The organism is Parerythrobacter jejuensis, from assembly GCF_039536765.1.
Taxonomy (GTDB): domain Bacteria; phylum Pseudomonadota; class Alphaproteobacteria; order Sphingomonadales; family Sphingomonadaceae; genus Parerythrobacter; species Parerythrobacter jejuensis.
Genome location: NZ_BAAAZF010000001.1, coordinates 537785 through 557713 on the forward strand (window position 1 = coordinate 537785; position 19929 = coordinate 557713).

Annotated in this window: 20 protein-coding genes and 1 tRNA gene; 17 read left to right on the forward strand and 4 right to left on the reverse strand. The window is 59.7% G+C overall.

The window, feature by feature from the left end; all coding sequences use genetic code 11:
• The first annotated feature begins 32 nt into the window (after positions 1 to 32).
• From ABD653_RS02575 to ABD653_RS02590, 4 genes are read left to right on the forward strand one after another with little or no spacing between them, the layout of a single operon-like run.
• Complete coding sequence (locus tag ABD653_RS02575) at positions 33 to 395, forward strand: acyl-CoA thioesterase (protein WP_160779715.1); 363 nt, start codon at positions 33 to 35, stop codon at positions 393 to 395.
• Positions 388 to 1800: a dihydrolipoyl dehydrogenase gene (gene lpdA / locus ABD653_RS02580; protein WP_160779716.1), complete on the forward strand. Its 1413-nt coding sequence runs from the start codon at positions 388 to 390 to the stop codon at positions 1798 to 1800. Before ABD653_RS02575 ends, lpdA begins: the two co-directional genes overlap by 8 nt.
• A gap of 35 nt (positions 1801 to 1835) precedes the next feature.
• Positions 1836 to 3095 carry a Xaa-Pro dipeptidase gene (locus ABD653_RS02585; RefSeq protein ID WP_160779717.1) on the forward strand — a complete coding sequence of 420 codons (1260 nt, stop codon included), beginning with the start codon at positions 1836 to 1838 and terminating at the stop codon, positions 3093 to 3095.
• Positions 3096 to 3122: 27 nt separating this feature from the next.
• Positions 3123 to 4982, forward strand: coding sequence for a cation:proton antiporter domain-containing protein (locus ABD653_RS02590; protein ID WP_160779718.1), 1860 nt, complete (start codon positions 3123 to 3125; stop codon positions 4980 to 4982).
• 15 nt (positions 4983 to 4997) lie between these two features.
• On the opposite strand, the gene ABD653_RS02595 is transcribed toward ABD653_RS02590, so the two are convergent.
• Positions 4998 to 5087: transfer RNA gene (locus ABD653_RS02595), tRNA-Ser, on the reverse strand.
• Positions 5088 to 5154: 67 nt separating this feature from the next.
• On the opposite strand from ABD653_RS02595, the gene ABD653_RS02600 reads away from it, so the two are divergent.
• The 12 genes from ABD653_RS02600 (at position 5155) to argE (ending at position 16441) form a co-directional block, all read left to right on the forward strand.
• Complete coding sequence (locus ABD653_RS02600) at positions 5155 to 6069, forward strand: aminotransferase class IV (RefSeq protein ID WP_160779719.1); 915 nt, start codon at positions 5155 to 5157, stop codon at positions 6067 to 6069.
• Positions 6066 to 6794, forward strand: a complete 729-nt coding sequence (locus ABD653_RS02605; protein WP_160779720.1) for a sulfotransferase-like domain-containing protein — start codon at positions 6066 to 6068, stop codon at positions 6792 to 6794. The genes ABD653_RS02600 and ABD653_RS02605 overlap by 4 nt, the downstream gene beginning before the upstream one ends.
• Before the next feature lie 92 nt (positions 6795 to 6886).
• Positions 6887 to 7906, forward strand: coding sequence for a lytic murein transglycosylase (locus ABD653_RS02610; protein ID WP_160779721.1), 1020 nt, complete (start codon positions 6887 to 6889; stop codon positions 7904 to 7906).
• Positions 7890 to 9101 carry an SPOR domain-containing protein gene (locus tag ABD653_RS02615; protein ID WP_160779722.1) on the forward strand — a complete coding sequence of 404 codons (1212 nt, stop codon included), beginning with the start codon at positions 7890 to 7892 and terminating at the stop codon, positions 9099 to 9101. Before ABD653_RS02610 ends, ABD653_RS02615 begins: the two co-directional genes overlap by 17 nt.
• A gap of 36 nt (positions 9102 to 9137) precedes the next feature.
• Entirely contained in the window at positions 9138 to 10304 is a 1167-nt protein-coding gene (locus tag ABD653_RS02620; RefSeq protein WP_325065402.1) for a D-alanyl-D-alanine carboxypeptidase family protein, read from the forward strand.
• The gene (gene tmk / locus ABD653_RS02625; RefSeq protein ID WP_160779723.1) at positions 10301 to 10942 is read left to right on the forward strand and encodes a dTMP kinase; all 642 of its coding nucleotides are present in this window, start codon (positions 10301 to 10303) and stop codon (positions 10940 to 10942) included. Before ABD653_RS02620 ends, tmk begins: the two co-directional genes overlap by 4 nt.
• Positions 10942 to 11901 carry a DNA polymerase III subunit delta' gene (locus ABD653_RS02630; protein ID WP_160779724.1) on the forward strand — a complete coding sequence of 320 codons (960 nt, stop codon included), beginning with the start codon at positions 10942 to 10944 and terminating at the stop codon, positions 11899 to 11901. The genes tmk and ABD653_RS02630 overlap by 1 nt, the downstream gene beginning before the upstream one ends.
• A complete protein-coding gene (gene metG, locus ABD653_RS02635) occupies positions 11894 to 13453 on the forward strand; it encodes a methionine--tRNA ligase (protein WP_160779725.1) in 1560 nt (519 codons plus the stop codon). Before ABD653_RS02630 ends, metG begins: the two co-directional genes overlap by 8 nt.
• Positions 13453 to 14229, forward strand: coding sequence for a TatD family hydrolase (locus ABD653_RS02640; protein ID WP_160779726.1), 777 nt, complete (start codon positions 13453 to 13455; stop codon positions 14227 to 14229). The genes metG and ABD653_RS02640 overlap by 1 nt, the downstream gene beginning before the upstream one ends.
• Complete coding sequence (locus ABD653_RS02645; protein ID WP_160779727.1) at positions 14226 to 14993, forward strand: MBL fold metallo-hydrolase; 768 nt, start codon at positions 14226 to 14228, stop codon at positions 14991 to 14993. The genes ABD653_RS02640 and ABD653_RS02645 overlap by 4 nt, the downstream gene beginning before the upstream one ends.
• The gene (locus ABD653_RS02650) at positions 14990 to 15157 is read left to right on the forward strand and encodes a hypothetical protein (RefSeq protein WP_199801133.1); all 168 of its coding nucleotides are present in this window, start codon (positions 14990 to 14992) and stop codon (positions 15155 to 15157) included. The genes ABD653_RS02645 and ABD653_RS02650 overlap by 4 nt, the downstream gene beginning before the upstream one ends.
• A gap of 132 nt (positions 15158 to 15289) precedes the next feature.
• On the forward strand, positions 15290 to 16441 hold the full coding sequence (gene argE / locus ABD653_RS02655) for an acetylornithine deacetylase (protein WP_160779728.1): 1152 nt from the start codon (positions 15290 to 15292) through the stop codon (positions 16439 to 16441).
• Here the strand turns inward: argE and ABD653_RS02660 are convergent.
• Positions 16438 to 17199, reverse strand: a complete 762-nt coding sequence (locus tag ABD653_RS02660) for an SDR family NAD(P)-dependent oxidoreductase (RefSeq protein ID WP_199801134.1) — start codon at positions 17197 to 17199, stop codon at positions 16438 to 16440. The two genes, argE and ABD653_RS02660, sit on opposite strands and share 4 nt — an antisense overlap.
• 78 nt (positions 17200 to 17277) lie before the next feature.
• On the opposite strand from ABD653_RS02660, the gene mazG reads away from it, so the two are divergent.
• Entirely contained in the window at positions 17278 to 18051 is a 774-nt protein-coding gene (mazG, locus tag ABD653_RS02665) for a nucleoside triphosphate pyrophosphohydrolase (protein WP_234032193.1), read from the forward strand.
• Here the strand turns inward: mazG and hflX are convergent.
• Positions 18048 to 19349 (reverse strand): GTPase HflX, encoded by a 1302-nt coding sequence (gene hflX, locus ABD653_RS02670; protein WP_160779730.1) that lies wholly within the window; start codon positions 19347 to 19349, stop codon positions 18048 to 18050. The two genes, mazG and hflX, sit on opposite strands and share 4 nt — an antisense overlap.
• Before the next feature lie 17 nt (positions 19350 to 19366).
• Complete coding sequence (gene hfq / locus ABD653_RS02675; RefSeq protein ID WP_160779731.1) at positions 19367 to 19906, reverse strand: RNA chaperone Hfq; 540 nt, start codon at positions 19904 to 19906, stop codon at positions 19367 to 19369.
• Positions 19907 to 19929 lie beyond the last annotated feature (23 nt).

Here is a 19929-nt window from a genome sequence, read left to right on the forward strand (position 1 = left end):
CCCGTGGCGAACTTACAATCCGCGCCACTGCCATGCCTGCCGACACAAACCCTTATGGCGGGGTCTTCGGAGGCTGGTTGATGGCGCAGATGGCACTCGGAGCGGGTTCGCTTGCGTCCCGCGTAGGTCAAGGGAAGGCAGTGGTAGTTTCGGCCACCGACTTTGCGTTTCCCGGTGCCATGGCAGTGGGTGACGAGCTTTCGGTCTATTGCGACATTGCGGCCACCGGCACCACGTCACTTACTATCAGTGCCGAGGCTATCGCCCGCGAGCGCAACGGCGAAGCGACCACCAAAGTCGCGCAGGGCACTTTCAAATTCGTCGTTCTTGACGACAACAACACGCCGCGCGCCGTCGCGGCCAAGCCTCTCCCCAAGGAAAATGACAATGGCTGACACCTCCTATGACGTGATCGTTCTCGGCTCCGGCCCTGGCGGATATGTCTCTGCCATCCGCTGTGCGCAGCTCGGTTTGACAACCGCCATTGTGGAGCGCGAGAATCTGGGCGGTATCTGCCTCAATTGGGGCTGCATCCCGACCAAGGCCCTGCTGCGTTCGGCCGAGATATTCCACTATATGCAAAACGCCGGCGATTACGGCCTGAAAGCGCAGAAGATCGAGGCTGATCTGGAAGCAGTGGTGAAGCGTAGCCGCGGCGTGGCCAAGCAGCTCAACCAGGGCGTCACCCACCTGATGAAGAAGAACAAGATCACGGTGCATATGGGGGAGGGCACGCTGACCGGCCCGACCTCGCTGACTGTGAAAGGCGACAAGGGCGAAGAAAAGCTCACCGCCAAGCATGTGATCGTGGCAACCGGTGCACGGGCCCGCGACCTGCCGTTTGCTCCTGCTGACGGCAAGCGCATCTGGACCTATCGCACGGCGATGACTCCACCGGAAATGCCCAAAAAGCTGCTCGTTATCGGCAGCGGCGCTATCGGGATCGAATTCGCCAGCTTCTACAATGATATGGGCGCCGATGTGACCGTAGTCGAAATGCTCGACCGCGTGGTGCCGGTGGAAGATGCGGAAGTCTCTGCTTTCCTTGAAAAATCGCTCACCAAACAAGGCATGACGATCATGACCGGGGCTGGGGTCGAGGATCTAAAAGTCGGCGCGAATGGCGTGAAGGCGAAGATCAAGGGCAAGGATGGCAAGGTCAGCGAAACCGAGTTCAGCCATGTGATCTCCGCCATCGGTATTGTGCCCAACACTGAGAATATCGGGATTGAGAAGCTGGCCGAGATGGATCGCGGCTTTATCCAGATCGATCCATATGGCCGCACCAAGTCCAAGGGCCTGTGGGCGATCGGTGATTGCACCCCGGGGCCATGGCTAGCGCACAAGGCGAGCCACGAGGGGGTCACCGCAGCCGAGGCGATTGCGCAGGAATTGGGCAACAAAGAAGTCCACCCCCATGCGCTCGATCGGAATAACATCCCGGGCTGCACCTATTGCCACCCGCAAATCGCCAGCGTCGGCATGACCGAGGCAAAAGCCAAGGAAGCCGGCTATGATCTCAAAGTCGGCAACTTCCCTTTCATCGGCAATGGCAAGGCGATTGCGCTGGGCGAGGCCGAGGGGTTCATCAAGACCATTTTTGATGCCAAGACCGGCGAATTGCTGGGGGCACACATGATTGGTGCAGAGGTGACCGAGCTGATCCAGGGCTATACCGTCGGCAAGCAGCTGGAGACGACCGAGGCCGAACTGATGCAGACCGTCTTCCCGCATCCCACGCTCTCCGAAATGATGCATGAAAGCGTGCTGGGCGCGTACGGGCGCACGCTACATATGTGATTGCCCGCCTTCCCAATTTTCCTGGAGTATCTGCCATGATGAAACGTGCTATTCTCGGCCTTGCGGCACTGACCGCTCCATTCGCGGCAGCACAGGCTGAAACGACTTATGTCGTGGCCGACCGGATGCTGGAGGTCGAGACAGGGCGCTATATCGCAGACCCGGTCATCGCGGTTGAAGATGGCAGGGTAACAGCCATCACGACGGGTACGGCGCCCGAAGGTGCCGCAGTGGTCGACTTATCGGGGCACACGATCCTTCCTGGCCTGATCGATATGCATGTCCATCTGGATGGTAGGCCTGAATATGGCGGCTATTCCGGTCTGCAGTTTACCGACCGGTTCTGGACCGTGATCGGCGTCGCCAACGCCAAGAAGATGCTCGATGCGGGTTTCACTACGGTCCGCAATGTCGGGGCCAGCGACTACAATGTGGTCGGCCTGGACCAGGCAATCGAAGAGGGGTGGGTACCGGGCCCGCGGATAGTCGGTGCCGGTAATTCGCTCGGCGCAACCGGAGGCCATTGCGACAGCACGTTTCTGCCGCCCAGTTTCAACCAGACGAGCCCCGCAGTCGGCGACAGCCCCGATGAGCTGCGCAAGCGCGTGCGCGAACAGCGCAAATATGGCGCTGAAGTGATCAAGGCGTGCGCCACAGGTGGTGTGTTCAGCCGCAATACGGCTCCGGGTATCCAGCAGCTTACCCTCGAAGAGCTGACAGCAATTGCCAATGAAGCACATTTCTGGGGCTTGAAGGCGGCCGCCCACGCCCATGGCGCAGCAGGCATCAAAGCGGCTATTCGCGCAGGCTTCGATACGATCGAGCATGCCAGTTTCATCGATGACGAAGGCATCCGGCTGGCAAAAGAACGCGGCACGTACCTGTCGATGGATATCTTCAACACCGATTATACGCTCAGCCAAGGCGAGGCGAATGGTGTGCTGGAGGAAAACCTTGCCAAGGAGCGGCTCGTTTCCAAGGCCCAGCGCGACAATTTCACCAAGGCCCACCGCGCCGGGGTAAAATTGGTATTTGGCAGCGATGCAGGCGTGATGCCTCATGAGACGGTCGGCGGCCAGTTTGCGGTGATGGTCCGGCTGGGCATGAGCCCGCTCGAAGCGATCCAGGCTGCGACGATCAATGCAGCGGAGGCCCTCGGGCAATCTGGTGAAGTCGGCACAATCAAGGTGGGTGCATGGGCCGATATTATCGCAGTCGATGGCGATCCCCTTGCCGATCCTGCCGAACTGGCCGATGTGGATGCGGTGGTGAAGGGCGGCAAACTGGTCGACTAGGTACGCCGCAAAAGGGGCAACGGGCCAATGGGTAATTTCCTACTTCTTGCGTTCATCCTGCTTGTCGCAGGGGTGGTGGCGGTGCCTCTGGCGATCCGTTTCGGCCTTGGCACAGTCTTGGGCTACTTGCTGGCGGGGATGGCGCTCAGCCCGCTGCTTGGCTTGCTGGGCGTAAATGTCGAGCAGCTGCAACAGTTCGCCGAATTCGGGGTGGTGATGATGCTGTTCATCATCGGTCTGGAACTGGAGCCAAAGCGACTGTGGGAAATGCGCAACCGCCTGATGGGGTTAGGCGGCGGCCAGGTTATCCTCACCACACTGATCATCGCAGGTATTTCCCTCGCTTCCGGGAGTGTCTGGCAAACTGCTCTCGCGACAGGCATGATCCTCGCGCTTTCCTCGACCGCGATCGTCTTGCAGACTTTGGAGGAGAAGAACCTTCTCAAGACCCAAGGCGGCGAGTCGGCGTTCTCGGTCCTGCTGGTGCAGGATGTCGCTGTCATCCCCATGCTGGCTCTGCTGCCTTTGCTTGCCCTTCCGGAGTTAGCCGGAGTTTCAGGAGGAGAAGAGGCCGGCGCCCACGGCCATGGCGGGATGAGTATTGTGGACGGCCTTCCGGCGTGGTTGGCAGGTCTGATCACGCTTGGCTCGGTCGGATTGGTAGTGCTGATCGGTACCTATCTGACGCGCCCTGTCTTTCGCTTCATCGCAGCCGCGAAGCTGCGCGAGATGTTTACCGCGACAGCCTTGCTGTTCGTCATCGGTATCGCCTTGCTGATGGTACTGGTCGGTCTTTCGCCGGCACTGGGTGCTTTCGTCGCCGGAGTCGTGCTGGCCAATAGCGAGTACCGTCATGAACTTGAGGCCGACATCAATCCCTTCAAAAGCCTGTTGCTCGGCCTGTTCTTCATCACTGTCGGTGCGGGCATCAACTTTGCGTTGGCCTTCGAACAATTCGGCAGTGTGATCTTCTGGACGGCTGTTCTGCTCGCCAGCAAGATGCTGGTGTTGTTCGGCATCGGTAAGGCATTCCATCTTAGCGGTCAGGATCGCTGGCTCTTCACCCTCAGCCTCGCGCAAGCGGGCGAATTCGGCTTCGTGCTGATCGCTTTTGCCTTGGGCAACGCCGTCTTGCCCCAGGCCCAGGCTGACTTGCTGCTGCTGGTCGTTGCCTTCTCCATGTTGGTCACGCCCCTGCTGTTCATTCTTTACGACAAGCTGATCGCACCGATGTTCACCAAGACGGAAGAGCGTGAGGCGGATGCCATCGAGGAATCGAACGACATTATCATCGCCGGACGTGGCCGGGTGGGCGGTATCGTCGATCGGATGCTCAACGGGGCGGGCTACTCCGCGACCGTCATCGACTACGATTCTCGCCATATCGCCAATATGGAGAAGTTCGGAACCAAGGCCTATTTCGGGGATGCAACACGGGCGGATTTGCTGATGAGCGCCGGCATAGCCAACGCCAAGCTGCTGGTTGTCGCGCTCGACGAGAAGGACCAGATCGACAAGCTGGTGGCCTATGTCATCCAGAATTATCCGCACGTACATGTCACCGCGCGCGCTATCGATCGTGACCATGTTTTCAAACTTTGGGCGCTCGGCTGCCGCGATATCATCCGCGAGACCTATGATGGCGCAGTCCGCATGGGGCGTTCTGCATTCGAGGCCCTCGGGCAAGACCGCCAGGCCGCTCAGGCGATGGCTGATGCGTTCGAAGAAATGGACCGGAGCTCGATGATCCAGGTCGCCGATGTCTACAAGATCGACGTCCCGGCTTGGGAGAACGAGGAACTCGTCGCCAAAGTCCGTGAAATGCGTACCGAGTGGGATCCCAAGCTGCGTGACATGATGGACGCAATCATCAAGCGCGGGAAATAGCGGCTTCGGCAAGGCTGGCGGACAGGGTGGGATTCGAACCCACGAAGGGCTTGCACCCTTGCTGGTTTTCAAGACCAGTGCATTCAACCGCTCTGCCACCTGTCCGCAGCGCAACGCTCGCTAGCTTGCAGCTTGGCTATTGTCACTAGCAATCATCGCCTTAGAAAGCCTCATGGCCCAAGGTACACATGATTTCGCGCCCGACCCGCGTAACGAAAACGTCCTCATCAATATCAATGGTGATCTTATCCCGCGTCCCGAAGCGACGATCTCGGTATTCGACAGTGGATTTATGCTGGGAGACGGGGTTTGGGAGGGTTTGCGGGTCCACAAGGGGCGCATCGCCTTTCTGAACGCACACCTCGACCGGCTGTTCGAGGGTGCCAAGGCGATCGCAATGGATGCCGGGCTTACCCGCGACGAGCTGACTGCGCGTCTGGATGCCACCATCGACGCGAATGGAATGCGTGATGCCGAAGGGGTCCATATCCGCCTGATGGTGACGCGAGGTATCCGCTCGACCCCGTATCAGGATCCGCGGGTGGTGATTTCCCCGGCCACCATCGTCATTATTCCGGAATACAAGGCGCCTTTGCCCGCGACCATCGAAACGGGCATTCGGCTATTCACCGTCCATGTCCGGCGCGGCGATCCTGCGGTGCAGGACCAGAAGCTTAATTCACATTCCAAACTGAATTGCATTACGGCCTGCATCCAGGCGACACAGGCCGGGGCCGACGAGGCACTGATGCTCGACCCGCATGGGTTTGTTGCGACTTGCAATTCGACCCATTTCTTCATCGTACGCAAGGGAGAGGTGTGGACCTCGAGCGGCGACTATTGCCTCGGTGGGATCACCCGCTCGAACGTGATCCAGGTGTGCAAGGAAGAAGGCATCCCGGTATTCGAAAAGAACTTCTCGCTCACCGATGTCTATGGTGCTGACGAGGCATTCGTGACCGGCACCTTTGCCGGAGTCGTCCCGGTGACAGAGGTAGATGGCCGGTTCCTGACCGAGGGCAGGGGGCCAATGGTCGAGCGCCTACAGGGCCTGTACAAGGCTCTGGTGGAGCGCGATGTTGCATGACGATCCGCATTGCCATGTGGAGCGGGCCGCGCAATCTGAGCACGGCCATGATGCGAAGCTTCTCGAGCCGATCCGACACATTCGTCAGCGATGAGCCATTCTACGGTGCCTATCTGAAGGAAACCGGTGATCCGCAGCCGATGGCGCAAGCCATTATCGATGACATGGATTGTGACTGGCACAGCGTCGCGCGAACACTGGGAGGCACAGCCCCTGAGGCCAGCCCTGTCTGGTACCAGAAGCATATGCCCCACCATATGGAAGGGCCGATCGACATTCTCGACCTGCCAGACATGCGCCACGCGTTTCTGATCCGCGATCCGGTGCGCGTCGCGGCCAGCTATGCGAACAAGCGAACAGCCATCAATGCAGACCACCTCGGCACAGTCCGTCAACGCCGCTATTTTGAACAGATTTGCGATCGCGACGGAGCCGCACCTCCGGTCGTCGACAGCGCCGCGATCCTCGCTGACCCCGCAACAATACTGGGGCGTCTGTGCGAAGCACTTGGAATTGCGTGGGATAGCGCGATGCTGGGCTGGGCCAAGGGGCCACATCCGCAAGACGGAATCTGGCAATCGCATTGGTACGATAAGGTGAACGCATCGACCGGCTTCGGCAGCCCGCCCGGGCCACTTCCTGTACTAAGCGAGCAATACCAGAAGGTCGCCGATGCATGCCGCGAAGACTACGAAGCGTTGCGCGTTCACGCCATCACGGCGTAGCGGCGACTCGTTCTGCCACGCGCAGCATTCTGTTCGTCGATAAACCTGCGCCGGTCATTGGCGTTTCATCTTCGCGGTGACAGAAAGCCGGGATGATCATGAAACGCTTCGCACTTGCAATTGCCGCGCTCGCACTTGCCACGCCCACCGCGCCTGCCATCGCGCAGGACATGCCCTTCGACGCCTATGTCCAACTGCTGATCGCCAAGGCAAGGGCCCAGGGCGTAAGCGAGGGTACAATCCGTCGAATGACCGAGGGGCTGACGCCGAACCAGCGCGTGATCAGTCTTGATCGCGGGCAACCCGGCCGGCCAACGCGAACCGGCTATCCTGCCATGCGCCCCTATCTCAATACCCATGTGAACCCGATCCGGATCCGGCGAGGGCAAGAGATGTATCGCGCCACTCGTGGGCTGCACGCCCGGATTTCGCGCGACTACGGCGTTCCGGCAGAGATCCTGATGGCGATCTGGGGGCATGAAACCAATTACGGCACAATCAAGGGCAATTTCGACCTGTCCCGCTCGCTTGCCACATTGGCTTGGGAAGGACGCAGGCGTGACCTGTTCGAAGGCGAATTCCTGGCCCTGCTCAAAGTGGCCGACAAAGGTTACTCGCGCTCGGAACTGGTGGGTAGCTGGGCCGGTGCCTTCGGCAATCCGCAATTTCTGCCGAGCGTCTATCTGAGGCTGGCGACGGATGGTGATGGCGATGGGCGTGCCGACATTTTCAACAATCGTGCCGACACGCTCGCCTCGATCGCGCGCTATTTCCAGGATTCGGGATGGCGTAGTGGCCAGCCATGGGGTGTTCGCGCCCGTATTCCCAGCGGATTCAACGTCGATGCCTACAAAACCAAGCTGAAGGCGCCCGTCTGCTCGCGCGTGCATGAGCGGCACAGCGAATGGAAAACCGTGCGCGAATGGCGCGAATTGGGCGTTCAACCCCAGCGTTTCCTGGCCGATGATGTGCTGGTTTCGCTGTTCCAACCGGACGGGCCGGGCACTTCTGCGTGGCTCTTAACCTCAAATTATCGAGTTATCCTCGAATATAACTGCTCGAATTACTACGCGATGAGTGTGGGGTTACTAGCAGATGAGATTGCCCAGTGATGTTCGCAAGGTTGGCCTTGCCCTTGGCCTGAGTGCCGTTCTTTCCGCCTGTGTGGGCGGTGGCGGCGGCGACGCGCGTGATCTGGCCAGCACCGATTCGATAGACCGGTTGACCGCGGTAAACGGCCCGGAAGCGGACTATCCGCAGATCCTTGGCGAACCTTTCTCCGTCGATGGCCAGCTGTTCACACCAGCAGACACGCTGAGCTACGATGCGGTTGGCTATGCCGCCGCTGACAGCGATGGCGGCACCAAAATCAGTGTGGCGCACAAGACTCTGCCAGTCCCGAGCTATGTCGAAATAACGTCACTTGATTCGGGCAAGACAGTCCTGGCCCGTGTTGAACGTCGCGGCCCGATGACAGCGTCGCGTCTGGTTTCTCTTTCGCCGGGCGCGCAAGCGCAGCTGGGCGTACGTGACGGAACCCCCGTTCGCGTCCGCCGGGTTAATCCCCCTGAGTTCGAACGCGCCGAACTGCGGGCAGGGCGCGCAGGGCCACAACGACTGGAAACGCCGTCGTCGCTCCTTGCTGTGCTGAAGAAGAAACTTCCAGCCATGGGTTCTGCGAGCCTGGCGGATCCCAAAGCGAGCCAGATCGCACGTACGGCGGCGCTTCCGTCAACCCGTGTCGCGCCTTCCACCGCTGCCCGGGCACCTGAACTTCCTGCTGTGGCGGCCAGAACGCCGGCATCGGTGGAGAAGAGCTTTGATCGCACCTTTCCTGCGGCTCGCAAGGTCAATGGGGCCTATCCGCTTCCGCCGATGAACACAGGTGCTCGCGCCGCCGCGCCTGTGCCGCCCGTATCGCGCCCCAAGCCACCGGTCAGCAAACCGCCAGTCGTTGTTGCCCGCGCTCCGGAAGCGACCAGCTATTCCATGCCTGGCGTACGCACCGCTGCTGCCAGGCCCGCAGCACCGGTGGCAAGGCCTGAGCCGGCCGTGGCTAGAGCGCCAGCTCGGCCTGCGCCAGTGCGCGCTACCGCAGACGGCAGATTTGTCGTCCAGGCAGCAGCCCTGTCGAACAAAGCCAGGGCGGAGAACCTCGCGAGCAAGATCGACGGTTTCGTGACCTCCTCGGGTCGCTATTACCGCGTCCGAACCGGCCCCTATGCAACCCGTGGACAGGCCGAAGCAGCGCTCGCCAAGGTGCGTGCTGCCGGTTATAGCGACGCACGCGTCTTTTCAGCAGGGTAGTCTTGCCGGTTCTCCTGCCGGCAGGCAGGAGCAAGGGTGAGAGTTTCGACAGCGATATTGGCCGCTTGTGCGGCGGTGGCACTGCTCGCAGCGCCTGTTGGCGCTCAGGGCCAGAACCTGCCGCAGCAAGGGCCGCCTGCACAAGACATCCCGATTGTGCTGCTGGTTGACATGTCGAGTGGGCAAACGCTGTTCGCCCGCGAGGAGAACCGCAGGTTCGTGCCTGCCTCGATCACCAAGGTGATGACGGCTTTTACCGCCTTTGAACTGATGGAAGAGGGCGTTCTTACACCCGATCAGGTCTTCACTTTCAACGAAGCTGCTGCGGAAGAATGGTATCGCACGGGCTCGACAATGTTTCTGGAGGCAGGGCAAGAAGTCAGTGTTTCAGATCTGCTGATGGCGATCACCACAGTGTCGGCGAATGACGGCTCGATTGTTCTGGCAGAAGGAGCCCTCGGGTCGGTGCCGGAATGGGTTGCACGCATGAACGCGAATGCGCGTAGTCTCAATCTGCAAAACTCCTTTTTCGGAACTCCCAATGGCTGGCCTGACGCCGGGCGGACATTTACCACTGCGCGCGATCTGGTGACGCTGGGCCAAGCCCTTGTATTGCGGCATCCGGATCGGTTTGCCCGGTATTTCGGGCATCGCGGGCTGCGCACAAATGGATATGCGCAAGACAATCACGATCCGATCTCGGGAATTGTCGAGGGTGCCGACGGTATCAAGACCGGCTTTACCAATCAGGCAGGTTTCGGCTTTCTCGGGACTGCCAAGAGGGGTGATCGCCGCCTGATGATGGTTCTGGCCGGGGCCGGAGAGGAACCGGAGCGCGATGCCGCCGCGCGCGCGCTTGTCGAATGGGGTTTCTCCGCTTTCGACAGCACCCAGCTCTTTGCCGGTGGTGCCCGCGTGGGGTCTGTGCGCGTCCAGGACGGTTCGTCGAGCACGGTGCCCGTGCTCGCTTCTGCGCCGATATTGTTCGCAGTTCCGAAGGGAGAGCAGGCCTCATTGTCGCTCGCCATTACCTATGACGGGCCCTTGCAAGCACCCATAGCCGCCGGAGAGACCGTGGCCCGGCTGGAAATCTCGGTCGAAGGCATGGCGTCCAGCTCTGTCCCCCTGGTCGCTGCGCAGGATGTTCCGCAGGCCGGATTTCTTGACCGCATCGGCAATGCCTTTGGGCGGTTGTTGCCATGAGCGCGGGACGCTTCATTGCGCTGGAGGGAGGAGAAGGGACGGGCAAGTCGACCCAGGCCAGACTGCTGGGCGAAGCTCTTCGCCAACGCGGCCTTGAAGCTGTTGTAACGCGCGAACCTGGCGGCACCGAAGGTGCGGAGGCCATTCGCCAGCTTTTGCTCCAACCTCCGGGGGAAGGGTGGGGCCCGCGTGCCGAAGCCCTGCTTTTCGCCGCTGCGCGCTCCGATCATGTTGAAAAACTCATTCGTCCCGCGCTCAAGCGTGGTGCCTGGGTGATCTGCGATCGCTTCGTGGATTCCAGTCGCGCGTATCAGGGCGGGGCGGGCGCGTTGGGTGATGACGCCATCGTTGCGCTCCATTCTGTTGGCAGCGAGGGGCTGCGTCCGGATCTGACTGTGCTGATCGAGGTAGTCCCCGAAACAGTGGCGTCGCGATTGACCGCACGCGACGGAGGCGAATCCGACGCGATTGGCGGACGCAGTGCAGACTATCACGCCTCGGTGGCACGATCATTCCGGCATTTGGCCGAGCGTGATCCGGCCGGTTTTGTGCAGATCGACGGCAACGGATCGGCAGAGCAAGTTCACCAGCGGATTCTGTCTGCCATCGACACTTTGACAGAGAAAGGCACAGACTGATGCTGCCGGGTCATGAGAATGCCTGGCGCGAATGGGATACGGCCCTGGCCGGACCACGTATGCATCACGGCTGGATCCTGGCCGGACGATCCGGGTTGGGAAAGCACGACTTAGCCTTGGCCGCTGCGCGTAAACTGGTTGCCGAAGACGGCGTCGACCAGCCAGAAGGCGATCACCCCGACATTATCGTTCTCTCGCGCGCACCCAAGGATGACAAAGAGGAACGCAAGCGGGCAGACGGTAAGCCGTTCGAGCGTAAGCGCAACATTTCGGTCGACCAAATCCGCGCGATGCAGCGCCGGCTGACAACTCGCCCGACATTGGGCAGCAAGCGCGCGATCATTATCGATCCGGCCGACGACCTGGAGAAAGGTGCGTCCAATGCGCTGCTCAAGAGCCTGGAAGAACCACCGGTCGGGACCTTCTTCCTGCTCGTCACCCATCGTCCGGCCAGATTGCTGCCGACCATCAGGTCGCGTTGCCGCATCGTCCGGTTTCCGACGCTCGACTCAGAGGAAATCAGCCGCTACCTCGCACAACACGCACCGGAATCCGCAAATGACAGCAGGCTTGCAGCAATCGCCGCTGCAGGAGGCTCTCCTGGCGCGGCATTGGCTTTCATCGAACAGGAACTGGCTCCCTTGGCCGCATTGATGCGGCAAATTCTGGGTGAGGGGGATGCCGATTTCGCGCTCAGAGGGCAGCTTGCCGGGGCTATTGGTGCCCGTCCGACACGCGAACGCATCCAGGCCATTTTCGACCTTGCGCGCGCGATCCTTGCCGAGCAGATGGAGACCACTCCGATCGCCCAAATCGACAAATTGGCCGATGCCCATGCCGACATGGCGGCGCTGGCTGGCCAGGCGCCGACCTACAATTTCGACCCTGGATTTCTCGCGATGGAAATAGGCAGCTTGCTAGCCTCGGCTGCGCCGCATAGGGAGCGCGCCAATGTCTGAACCATATTATATCACCACCGCGATCAGCTACCCCAATGGTCGCCCGCATATCGGCCACGCCTATGAAGCGATTGCGGCGGATGTAATCGCCCGCTTTCAGCGCCTTCAGGGGCGTGATGTTCGATTCCAGACCGGCACTGACGAACACGGGCTGAAGATGGCCCGCAAGGCCGAAGAGCAAGGCAAGACGCCGCGCGAACTGGCCGACGAGATGTCGGGATACTTTCAGGCAATGTGCGACGGGCTGGACGTGTCCTATGACCGTTTCATCCGGACGGTCGACGCCGATCACCATGTTGCGAGCCAGGCAATCTGGAAAGCGATGGAGGCCAAGGGTGATCTCTATCTCGATCGCTACGAAGGCTGGTACTCGGTTCGCGACGAAGCCTATTATGACGAGAGCGAACTGACCGCAGGTGAGGGCGAGGAAAAGCTCTCTCCCCAAGGCACGCCGGTTGAATGGACAGTTGAAGAAAGCTGGTTCTTTCGCTTGTCGAAATATCAGGAGCCCCTGCTTGAATTGCTCAAGTCGCCCGGTTTCCTGGAGCCAGAAAGCCGCCGCAATGAAATGATCGCCTTCGTCGAAAGCGGGCTGCGCGATCTCTCTGTCAGCCGCACCAGTTTCGACTGGGGCGTTAAGGTGCCGGATAGCGATGGGCATGTGATGTATGTCTGGGTCGACGCACTCACCAATTACATCACCGGCCTTGGCTATCCTGATGATACAGAGATGTGGCGCAAATTCTGGCCCGCGAGCCTGCATCTGATCGGTAAGGATATCGTCCGCTTTCATACGATTTACTGGCCAGCTTTTCTGATGAGCGCCGGCATCGCACTGCCCAAGCAAGTCTTTGGCCATGGCTTCCTGCTGAACCGGGGCCAGAAGGAATCAAAATCGCTCGGCAATGTGACTGACCCGATGGAGCTGGCGGAGAGCTTCGGGGTCGATACGCTGCGCTATTTCCTGATGCGCGAAGTCGCATTCGGGCAGGATGGCAGCTATTCGCCCGAGGCAATTGTGACCCGCACCAATGCGGAATTGGCCAATAGCTTCGGCAATCTGGCGCAGCGTACGCTCTCCATGATCCACAAGAACATGGACGGCAGATTAGAAGCGTTCGAAACCACTGAAGCTGACGAGGCGTTGCTCGCAACCGTGCGGTCGGCCTGTCACGAGGGGCTGCCACGCGAATTCGAGAAGCTCGCTTTCTCGATCGGCATCGATGAGTGGATGAAAGCTGTCTATGCCTGCAACCAATACGTCGATGACCAGGCACCTTGGGGCCTCAAGAAAACCGATCCTGAGCGTATGAAGGCCGTTCTCCAGACGCTTTACCTCGCAATTCGTGACCTCGCGCTGGCAATCCAGCCTGTCACACCGACCAAGGCAGCTGCGGTACTGGATATGCTCGGCATCCCCGCTGGCGAACGTCTGTATGCCGACTTGCCAGACAGGGGCTGGTTCGATGCGCTCGTGGCGAAGGGCCACGTCGTCGAGAAGCCAATGCCTGCCTTTCCGCGCTTGGAACTGCCGGAGGAAAGCAGCGACTGATGCTGATCGATAGCCATTGCCACTTGCAATATAAGGGCCTGGTCGAAGACCAGCAGGCCGTGCTGGAACGGGCGAGGGCCGCCGGCGTGCAGGGCTTCCTCAACATTTCCACCCGCGAAAGCGAATGGGGCGATGTGGTCGCCACGGCGCAGCGGGAACCGGACGTATGGGCAAGTGTGGGAATCCATCCCCACGAGGCTGATGCGCACGAAGATCTGGGCCGGGAAATCCTGCTGGAAGCTACCCGGCAGGACAAAGTCATCGCCATCGGCGAGACCGGGCTCGACTATTACTACGACAAGTCGGATCGCGAGGTGCAAAAGGCGCTCTTCCGCATGCATATCGGCGTTGCGCGCGAAACCGGCCTGCCGATCATCATTCACACCCGAGATGCCGAAGATGACACAGCGCAAATTCTTGCCGAAGAGATGGAGAAGGGTGCTTTCCCGGCATTGATCCACTGCTTTACGGCATCAGCCGAATTCGGGCGCAAGGTGCTCGATTTGGGACTGACCATATCGTTATCGGGCATTGTGACCTTCAAGAATGCCAAGGAATTGCAAGAGGTTGCCAAGACAGTCCCGGCAGACAAGCTGCTTGTCGAGACGGATAGTCCGTTCCTGGCACCCGTCCCGCATCGCGGAAAATCGTGCGAGCCCGCCTTTGTGCGCAACACCGCCGAATTTGTGGCCGATTTGCGCGGCGAGACCATCGAGCAGCTTGCTGCCAATACGACCCGCAATTTCCACGCATTGTTCACCCGGGCAAAAGCATGAAAGTCATCATGCTCGGAACGGGCACCTCTACAGGCGTTCCAAGGCTGAACGGGGATTGGGGCGATTGCGACCCGAATGAACCACGCAACCGCCGATCAAGGGTCTCGGTCGTTATAGAAAGCAAGGCAGGTCAACGGGTTCTCGTCGATACTTCGACAGATTTACGGGCGCAGTTCCTGGCTAACGGAATCACCAGCGTTGACGGTGTATTCTGGACGCACGACCACGCCGACCATTGCCATGGCATCGATGATTTACGCTCGCTGCGCTATGGACGTGGCGGCCCGATTGCCGGCTTTGCCAGCGACGAGACGGTGCGCAAATTGCGGCAACGATTCAGCTACGTTTTTGCCGGTGAGTACGGCTATCCCACGATTGTAGAGCTCAGCAATCTCGACCGCTTGAGAATGCATGCCGGCTTCGGCGTCGAGTGGCTACAGATGCCTCACGGACCCACCGAAAGCACGGCATTCGTCTTCGATTGTGACGGAAAAACAATCGGATATGCTACCGACTTCAGCGAAGTGACTGACGATATGCTGGAACTCTTCACCGGCCTCGACGTGCTCGTCTGCGACTGTTTGCGGCGCGAACCGCATCCGACACATGCACATCTGGGCATGGCGCTGGACCTGAAAAAGGATGCTCGCATCAAAACGATGGTGCTGAGTCATCTCGATAAGAGCATGGACTACCGGTCATTGTGCGACGAAGTTCCACAAGACGTCATCGTTGGCTATGATGGCTTGGAGGTAGCGGCATGAACGAATTCGACACAGTACAGCTTGTGGCTTTGGTCGGTTGGCTAATCCTGGCCGTCGGCGCGTTGGCATCATATCGCCTGAACTGGCAGAGCGGGATCAAGCTGGTTCTGATCTGGGCCTGTATCTTCACAGCAGTCGCACTGTTTATCTCTGTCGTTCAGTAGCGAGAGGGCCACGAGCGACCTGATCCGCTCTCCGCCATGATTTAACATAATATATATTATCATTCTAATAGCAGGAGGATTGGCTGCGGAAGCGGGCTTCCCCTCTCTCGCTTTGACGTCCAGAAAGGCGACATGCCCGCAGCGCTCCCATATCGTCCTATCCTCGATCAATTGATCGCATTCGACACAACATCACGCAACAGCAACCTGGAACTGATCGCGTGGGTCGGGAGCTTTCTCGCTGATCGCGGAGTTTCGGCACGGCGCGTTGCCAATGATGATGGCTCCAAAGCCAATCTTTATGCAACAATCGGGCCCGCAGTTTCGGGCGGCATCATCCTGTCAGGACATAGCGATGTTGTGCCAGTCGATGGCCAACCCTGGACAAGCGACCCATGGACGGTCGTTGAAACCGATCGCACGTTGGTCGGTCGCGGCGTGGCCGACATGAAAGGGTTCATCGCCCTCGCATTGGCACATGTTCCGCTGTTCAAGGGCTGCACCATGCCGGTCCATCTCGCGCTGAGTTATGACGAAGAGGTCGGATGCCTTGGCGCGCCGTCAATGATCGATGCGATGCGCGCCGAACTGCCTGAGCCACGCATGGCTATCATCGGTGAACCCACGAGCATGCGGCCCATTGTCGGGCACAAGGGAATCTCGGTCTATTCGGTAACAGTGACCGGTCATGAAGCGCATAGCTCGCTGGTTGATCACGGGGTATCGGCCAATGGTGTAGCAGTTCAGCTGATGGCGCAATTGCTGGAACTGGCCGAGCAACTGAAAGCGCGGGCCGATGCCAATAACGGCTTTGACCCGCCGCAAGCGACGCTCACCATTGGTGTAATGCAAGGCGGAACGGCGGCCAATATCCTTGCCCGCCACGCCCGATTCACTTTCGACTTGCGCTGCCCACCGGGAGAAGATCCCGACGCGATCATAGCTCCGTTCAGAGAAACATGCTCGCGAATAGATCAAGAGCTTGTTGCGCGTTTCCCAGAGTGTGGTGTGCAATTCGAGCAGCTCAGCAATGCCCCTCCCCTGACGCCTGACGGGAGCGAGGACGCCGTGCAGTTCATTCGCAAGCTGACCGGCGATAATGGACCCGAGGCGAAGGTGGCCTATGCGGCCGAGGCCGGCCAGTTCCAGCGCGCCGGCTTCACCTCCATCATCTGCGGGCCAGGCTCAATCGAGCAAGCGCATCAGCCTGATGAATGGATCGCGATCGAACAATTGGAACGCGGCGCGCGCTTTATGGCAAATCTCGCACGCGAACTGGCCTAAGGTGTGCCCGCGATACGGATGCACTGACCTGTCAGCCAGCCCGATGCAGGAGCGACTAGGAAGAGCGCCAACGCCCCGATATCTTCGGGAGTCCCTAAACGACCAGCTGGCAGGTTGAGCTGCTTCTCAAGCTCGGGAAAGTCCTCATCCTTCATATCCAGCGCGATCTTGACCGTCTCGGTCGGCACGAACCCTGGCAGAATAGCGTTTACCCGCGTCTTCGGCCCCATCTCGTGCGCCAGCGTCTTGGTCAGCATGTTCACACCGGCCTTGGCGGCGCTGTAATGGCCGCTGCCCGGGAACGGATCCTGGCCCGCAAGGGATGATGTGTTCACGATGGCGCTGCCCTCACCCATATGTTTGGCGGCGGCGCGCACACCATAGAAGATCGAGGTCAAGTTGACCGATAGCGTGCGGTGCCATTCTTCCTCGTCAAGGTCGACCAGCGGCGCGGAAACCGGAGAGCCGCCGGCATTGTTGATCCAGTAGTCAAGCCGCCCGAATTCATCGACGGCGCGCTGGGCCAAGGCCTCCATATCCGTCTCGCTCGTTACGTCGGTGCGCTGGGCAATCGCACGCCCGCCCGTGTTCGAAGCATTGATCAGCGATGCTGTTTCTTCGATTTCGTTCTCTCGGCGTGCGGCGCAAACCACATCGGCCCCGGCTTCTGCCAGTGTTTGCGCAATGCCACGCCCGATCCCGCGCCCTGCCCCCGTCACGACGGCAACCTTACCGGATAAATCGAACAACTCAGGCATCGTCATCTCCTCAACAATTTGGATGCGCCTGCGCTTGACCCGCACGGATGATGTGCGTCAGTCGGGAGGCATCGCAACATGACGGGCACCTATATGACCAATCAGCTTGACCGGCTCCTGACAATAATGGCGACGCTGCGCGATCCGGAACGCGGGTGTGAGTGGGATCTGGCGCAAGATTTCAGCACCATAGCCCCGTACACGATTGAAGAAGCCTACGAAGTCGCCGATGCAATCGAACGCGAAGCTATGGACGAGCTGCGTCAGGAACTGGGTGATCTGCTGCTTCAGGTCGTATTCCACGCGCGCATGGCAGAAGAACAAAATCTGTTTTCTTTTAATGATGTTGCACGCGCAATCTCTGACAAGATGGAATCCCGCCATCCGCATATTTTCGGCGACGGATCAGGCACAATGGATGAGCGTCGCTGGGAGGAACTTAAAGCGAAGGAGCGAGAGGCAAAGGGGGAGCAGAGTGCGATGGACGGCGTGGCGCGCGCCCTCCCTGCCCTGCTGCGTGCGGACAAGCTGCAAAAGCGCGCTGCGCGCACCGGCTTTGACTGGCCTGATACTAATGGTCCTGCTGAAAAGCTACGCGAAGAAATGCAGGAGTTGGCTGAAGCTGCCCAGGAAGAGCGCGAGGAAGAAGCTGGAGATCTGCTGTTCGCAGCAGTCAATCTGGTGCGGGCCTACGGCATCGCGCCCGAAAACGCTTTGAGAGCAGCCAACGACAAGTTTGAAAGACGTTTCAAAGGGATGGAGGCCAAAGCTGGCGAGAAATTTCGCTCGCTATCCTTGGCCGAGCAGGAACAATTGTGGCAGGATGTAAAGGCTGACGAGAAGTCTGCTTAGAGCGTTTCGAACTGCCCCAGCTCCTTGGGATTGAGCCGCACCAGTAAGCGGCGCAGAGGGCCGTCCGGTCCTTCACCTGCGTCCTCGTCTTCCAGCACCTCGCCATGAGCGTGGAGCCATGCGATCTTGCGCCCCTCTGCCGCTTTGACGAAAAACTCCTCTGTCTTGGCAAGCGCCGTCAGTTCGCGACCCAACTGCTGTTCGAGCGCGTCGACTCCGTTCCCAGACAGGGCCGACACCATCGCGACACTGTCATCATGTGCGGCAATTTCCTGCAATTCAGCTTGGCGCTCGGGGCCTAGCAGGTCCCCTTTGTTCCAGACCTCCAGAATCGGAATATTGCTTTCCCCGTTCTCGCCCTCGATCACGCCGAGGTCTCGGAGGACATCCAACACCTGCGATTTCTGCGCCGCTGTGGAGGGGTTCGCGATGTCGCGGACATGCAAGATCAAGTCTGCTCCGGTGACCTCCTCCAATGTAGCGCGGAAGGCGGCCACCAATTGCGTCGGCAGGTCAGAGATAAAGCCGACCGTATCGGACAGAATAGCCTTTTCGACCCCCGGCAAGGATATGGCGCGCATCGTCGGGTCCAGCGTTGCAAAAAGCAAGTCTTCCGCCATGACGTCAGATCCCGTCAAGCGGTTGAAAAGCGTTGATTTTCCGGCGTTGGTGTAGCCTACCAACGCGATCACAGGCCACGGTGCCCTGCCCCGCCTTTCACGGTGCAGTCCCCGTGTCTTGCGGACCTGCTCAAGCTCGCGACGCAAGCGCCCCATGCGTTGACGGATCATCCGTCTGTCCGCCTCGATTTGCGTCTCACCAGGGCCACCCAGGAAACCGAACCCGCCGCGTTGCCGCTCAAGGTGAGTCCAACTGCGCACAAGCCGGCTCTGCTGGTAATCGAGATGCGCCAGTTCCACCTGCAGGCGCCCCTCCGCCGTTGCCGCACGCTCGCCGAAAATCTCGAGGATCAGTCCGGTTCGATCAATCACCTTGCGTTTCAGCCGGTCTTCGAGGTTGCGTTGCTGGATCGGGCTCAGTGCCCCGTCGATGACGACCAGTTCCGCCTCATGCAGCTCGCAGTCTGCGGCCATGCGTTCCACCTGGCCCGCACCGAACAGCGTGTTCGGCTTCACATCGCGCACGGGCAGGACGTAACTTTCGGCAATGACAACGGAGATTGCGAGCGCCAGGCCGCATATCTCGTCAAGCCGGGCGTCCGGATCGAGATCGTAGGTCTGCCCGCGCAGATCCGGGCACACAACAAGGGCTCGCGCGCCGCGCGAGACCTCGCCCATCAAGTCATCATCGAAGCTCAGTCTTCGTCCTCTTCCCAGTCGGTCAGATCGACCGCTGTTGCGGGCTGGACGGTCGAGACCGCGTGTTTGTAAGCCAGCTGGACATATCCGTCGCGCTCCAACAGCACGCAGAACAGATCATAGGCCGCGATCCGGCCTTGCAGCATGACACCATTGATCAGGAACATTGTGACCTGGACGCCAGCATCACGCACCTTGCCAAGGAACACGTCTTGCAAGAGGCGCTGACGCTTGTTGCCATCCTGGCTGGTAAACTGGCTCGAATCCATCGGCTGACCCGGCATGATCGTGCTGATCGCGTGTTTGTAGACCAGCTGGGACTGACCATCGCGGCGCAACAGCATCGAGAAATTATCAAACCAGGTAACGATCCCCTGCAGCTTCACACCTTTGACAAGAAAGACCGTTACCGGCGTCTTGTTCCGGCGTAGCTGATTGAGGAAGGCATCCTGCAGATTGGCAGGCTTACCATTGCCCTGATCTGCACCCTGAGATTCAGAGCGCGGGCGCGTCGAGAGTGTTTTCCCGGCGGACATTTATGTCTCCTGTTTTTGGCGCA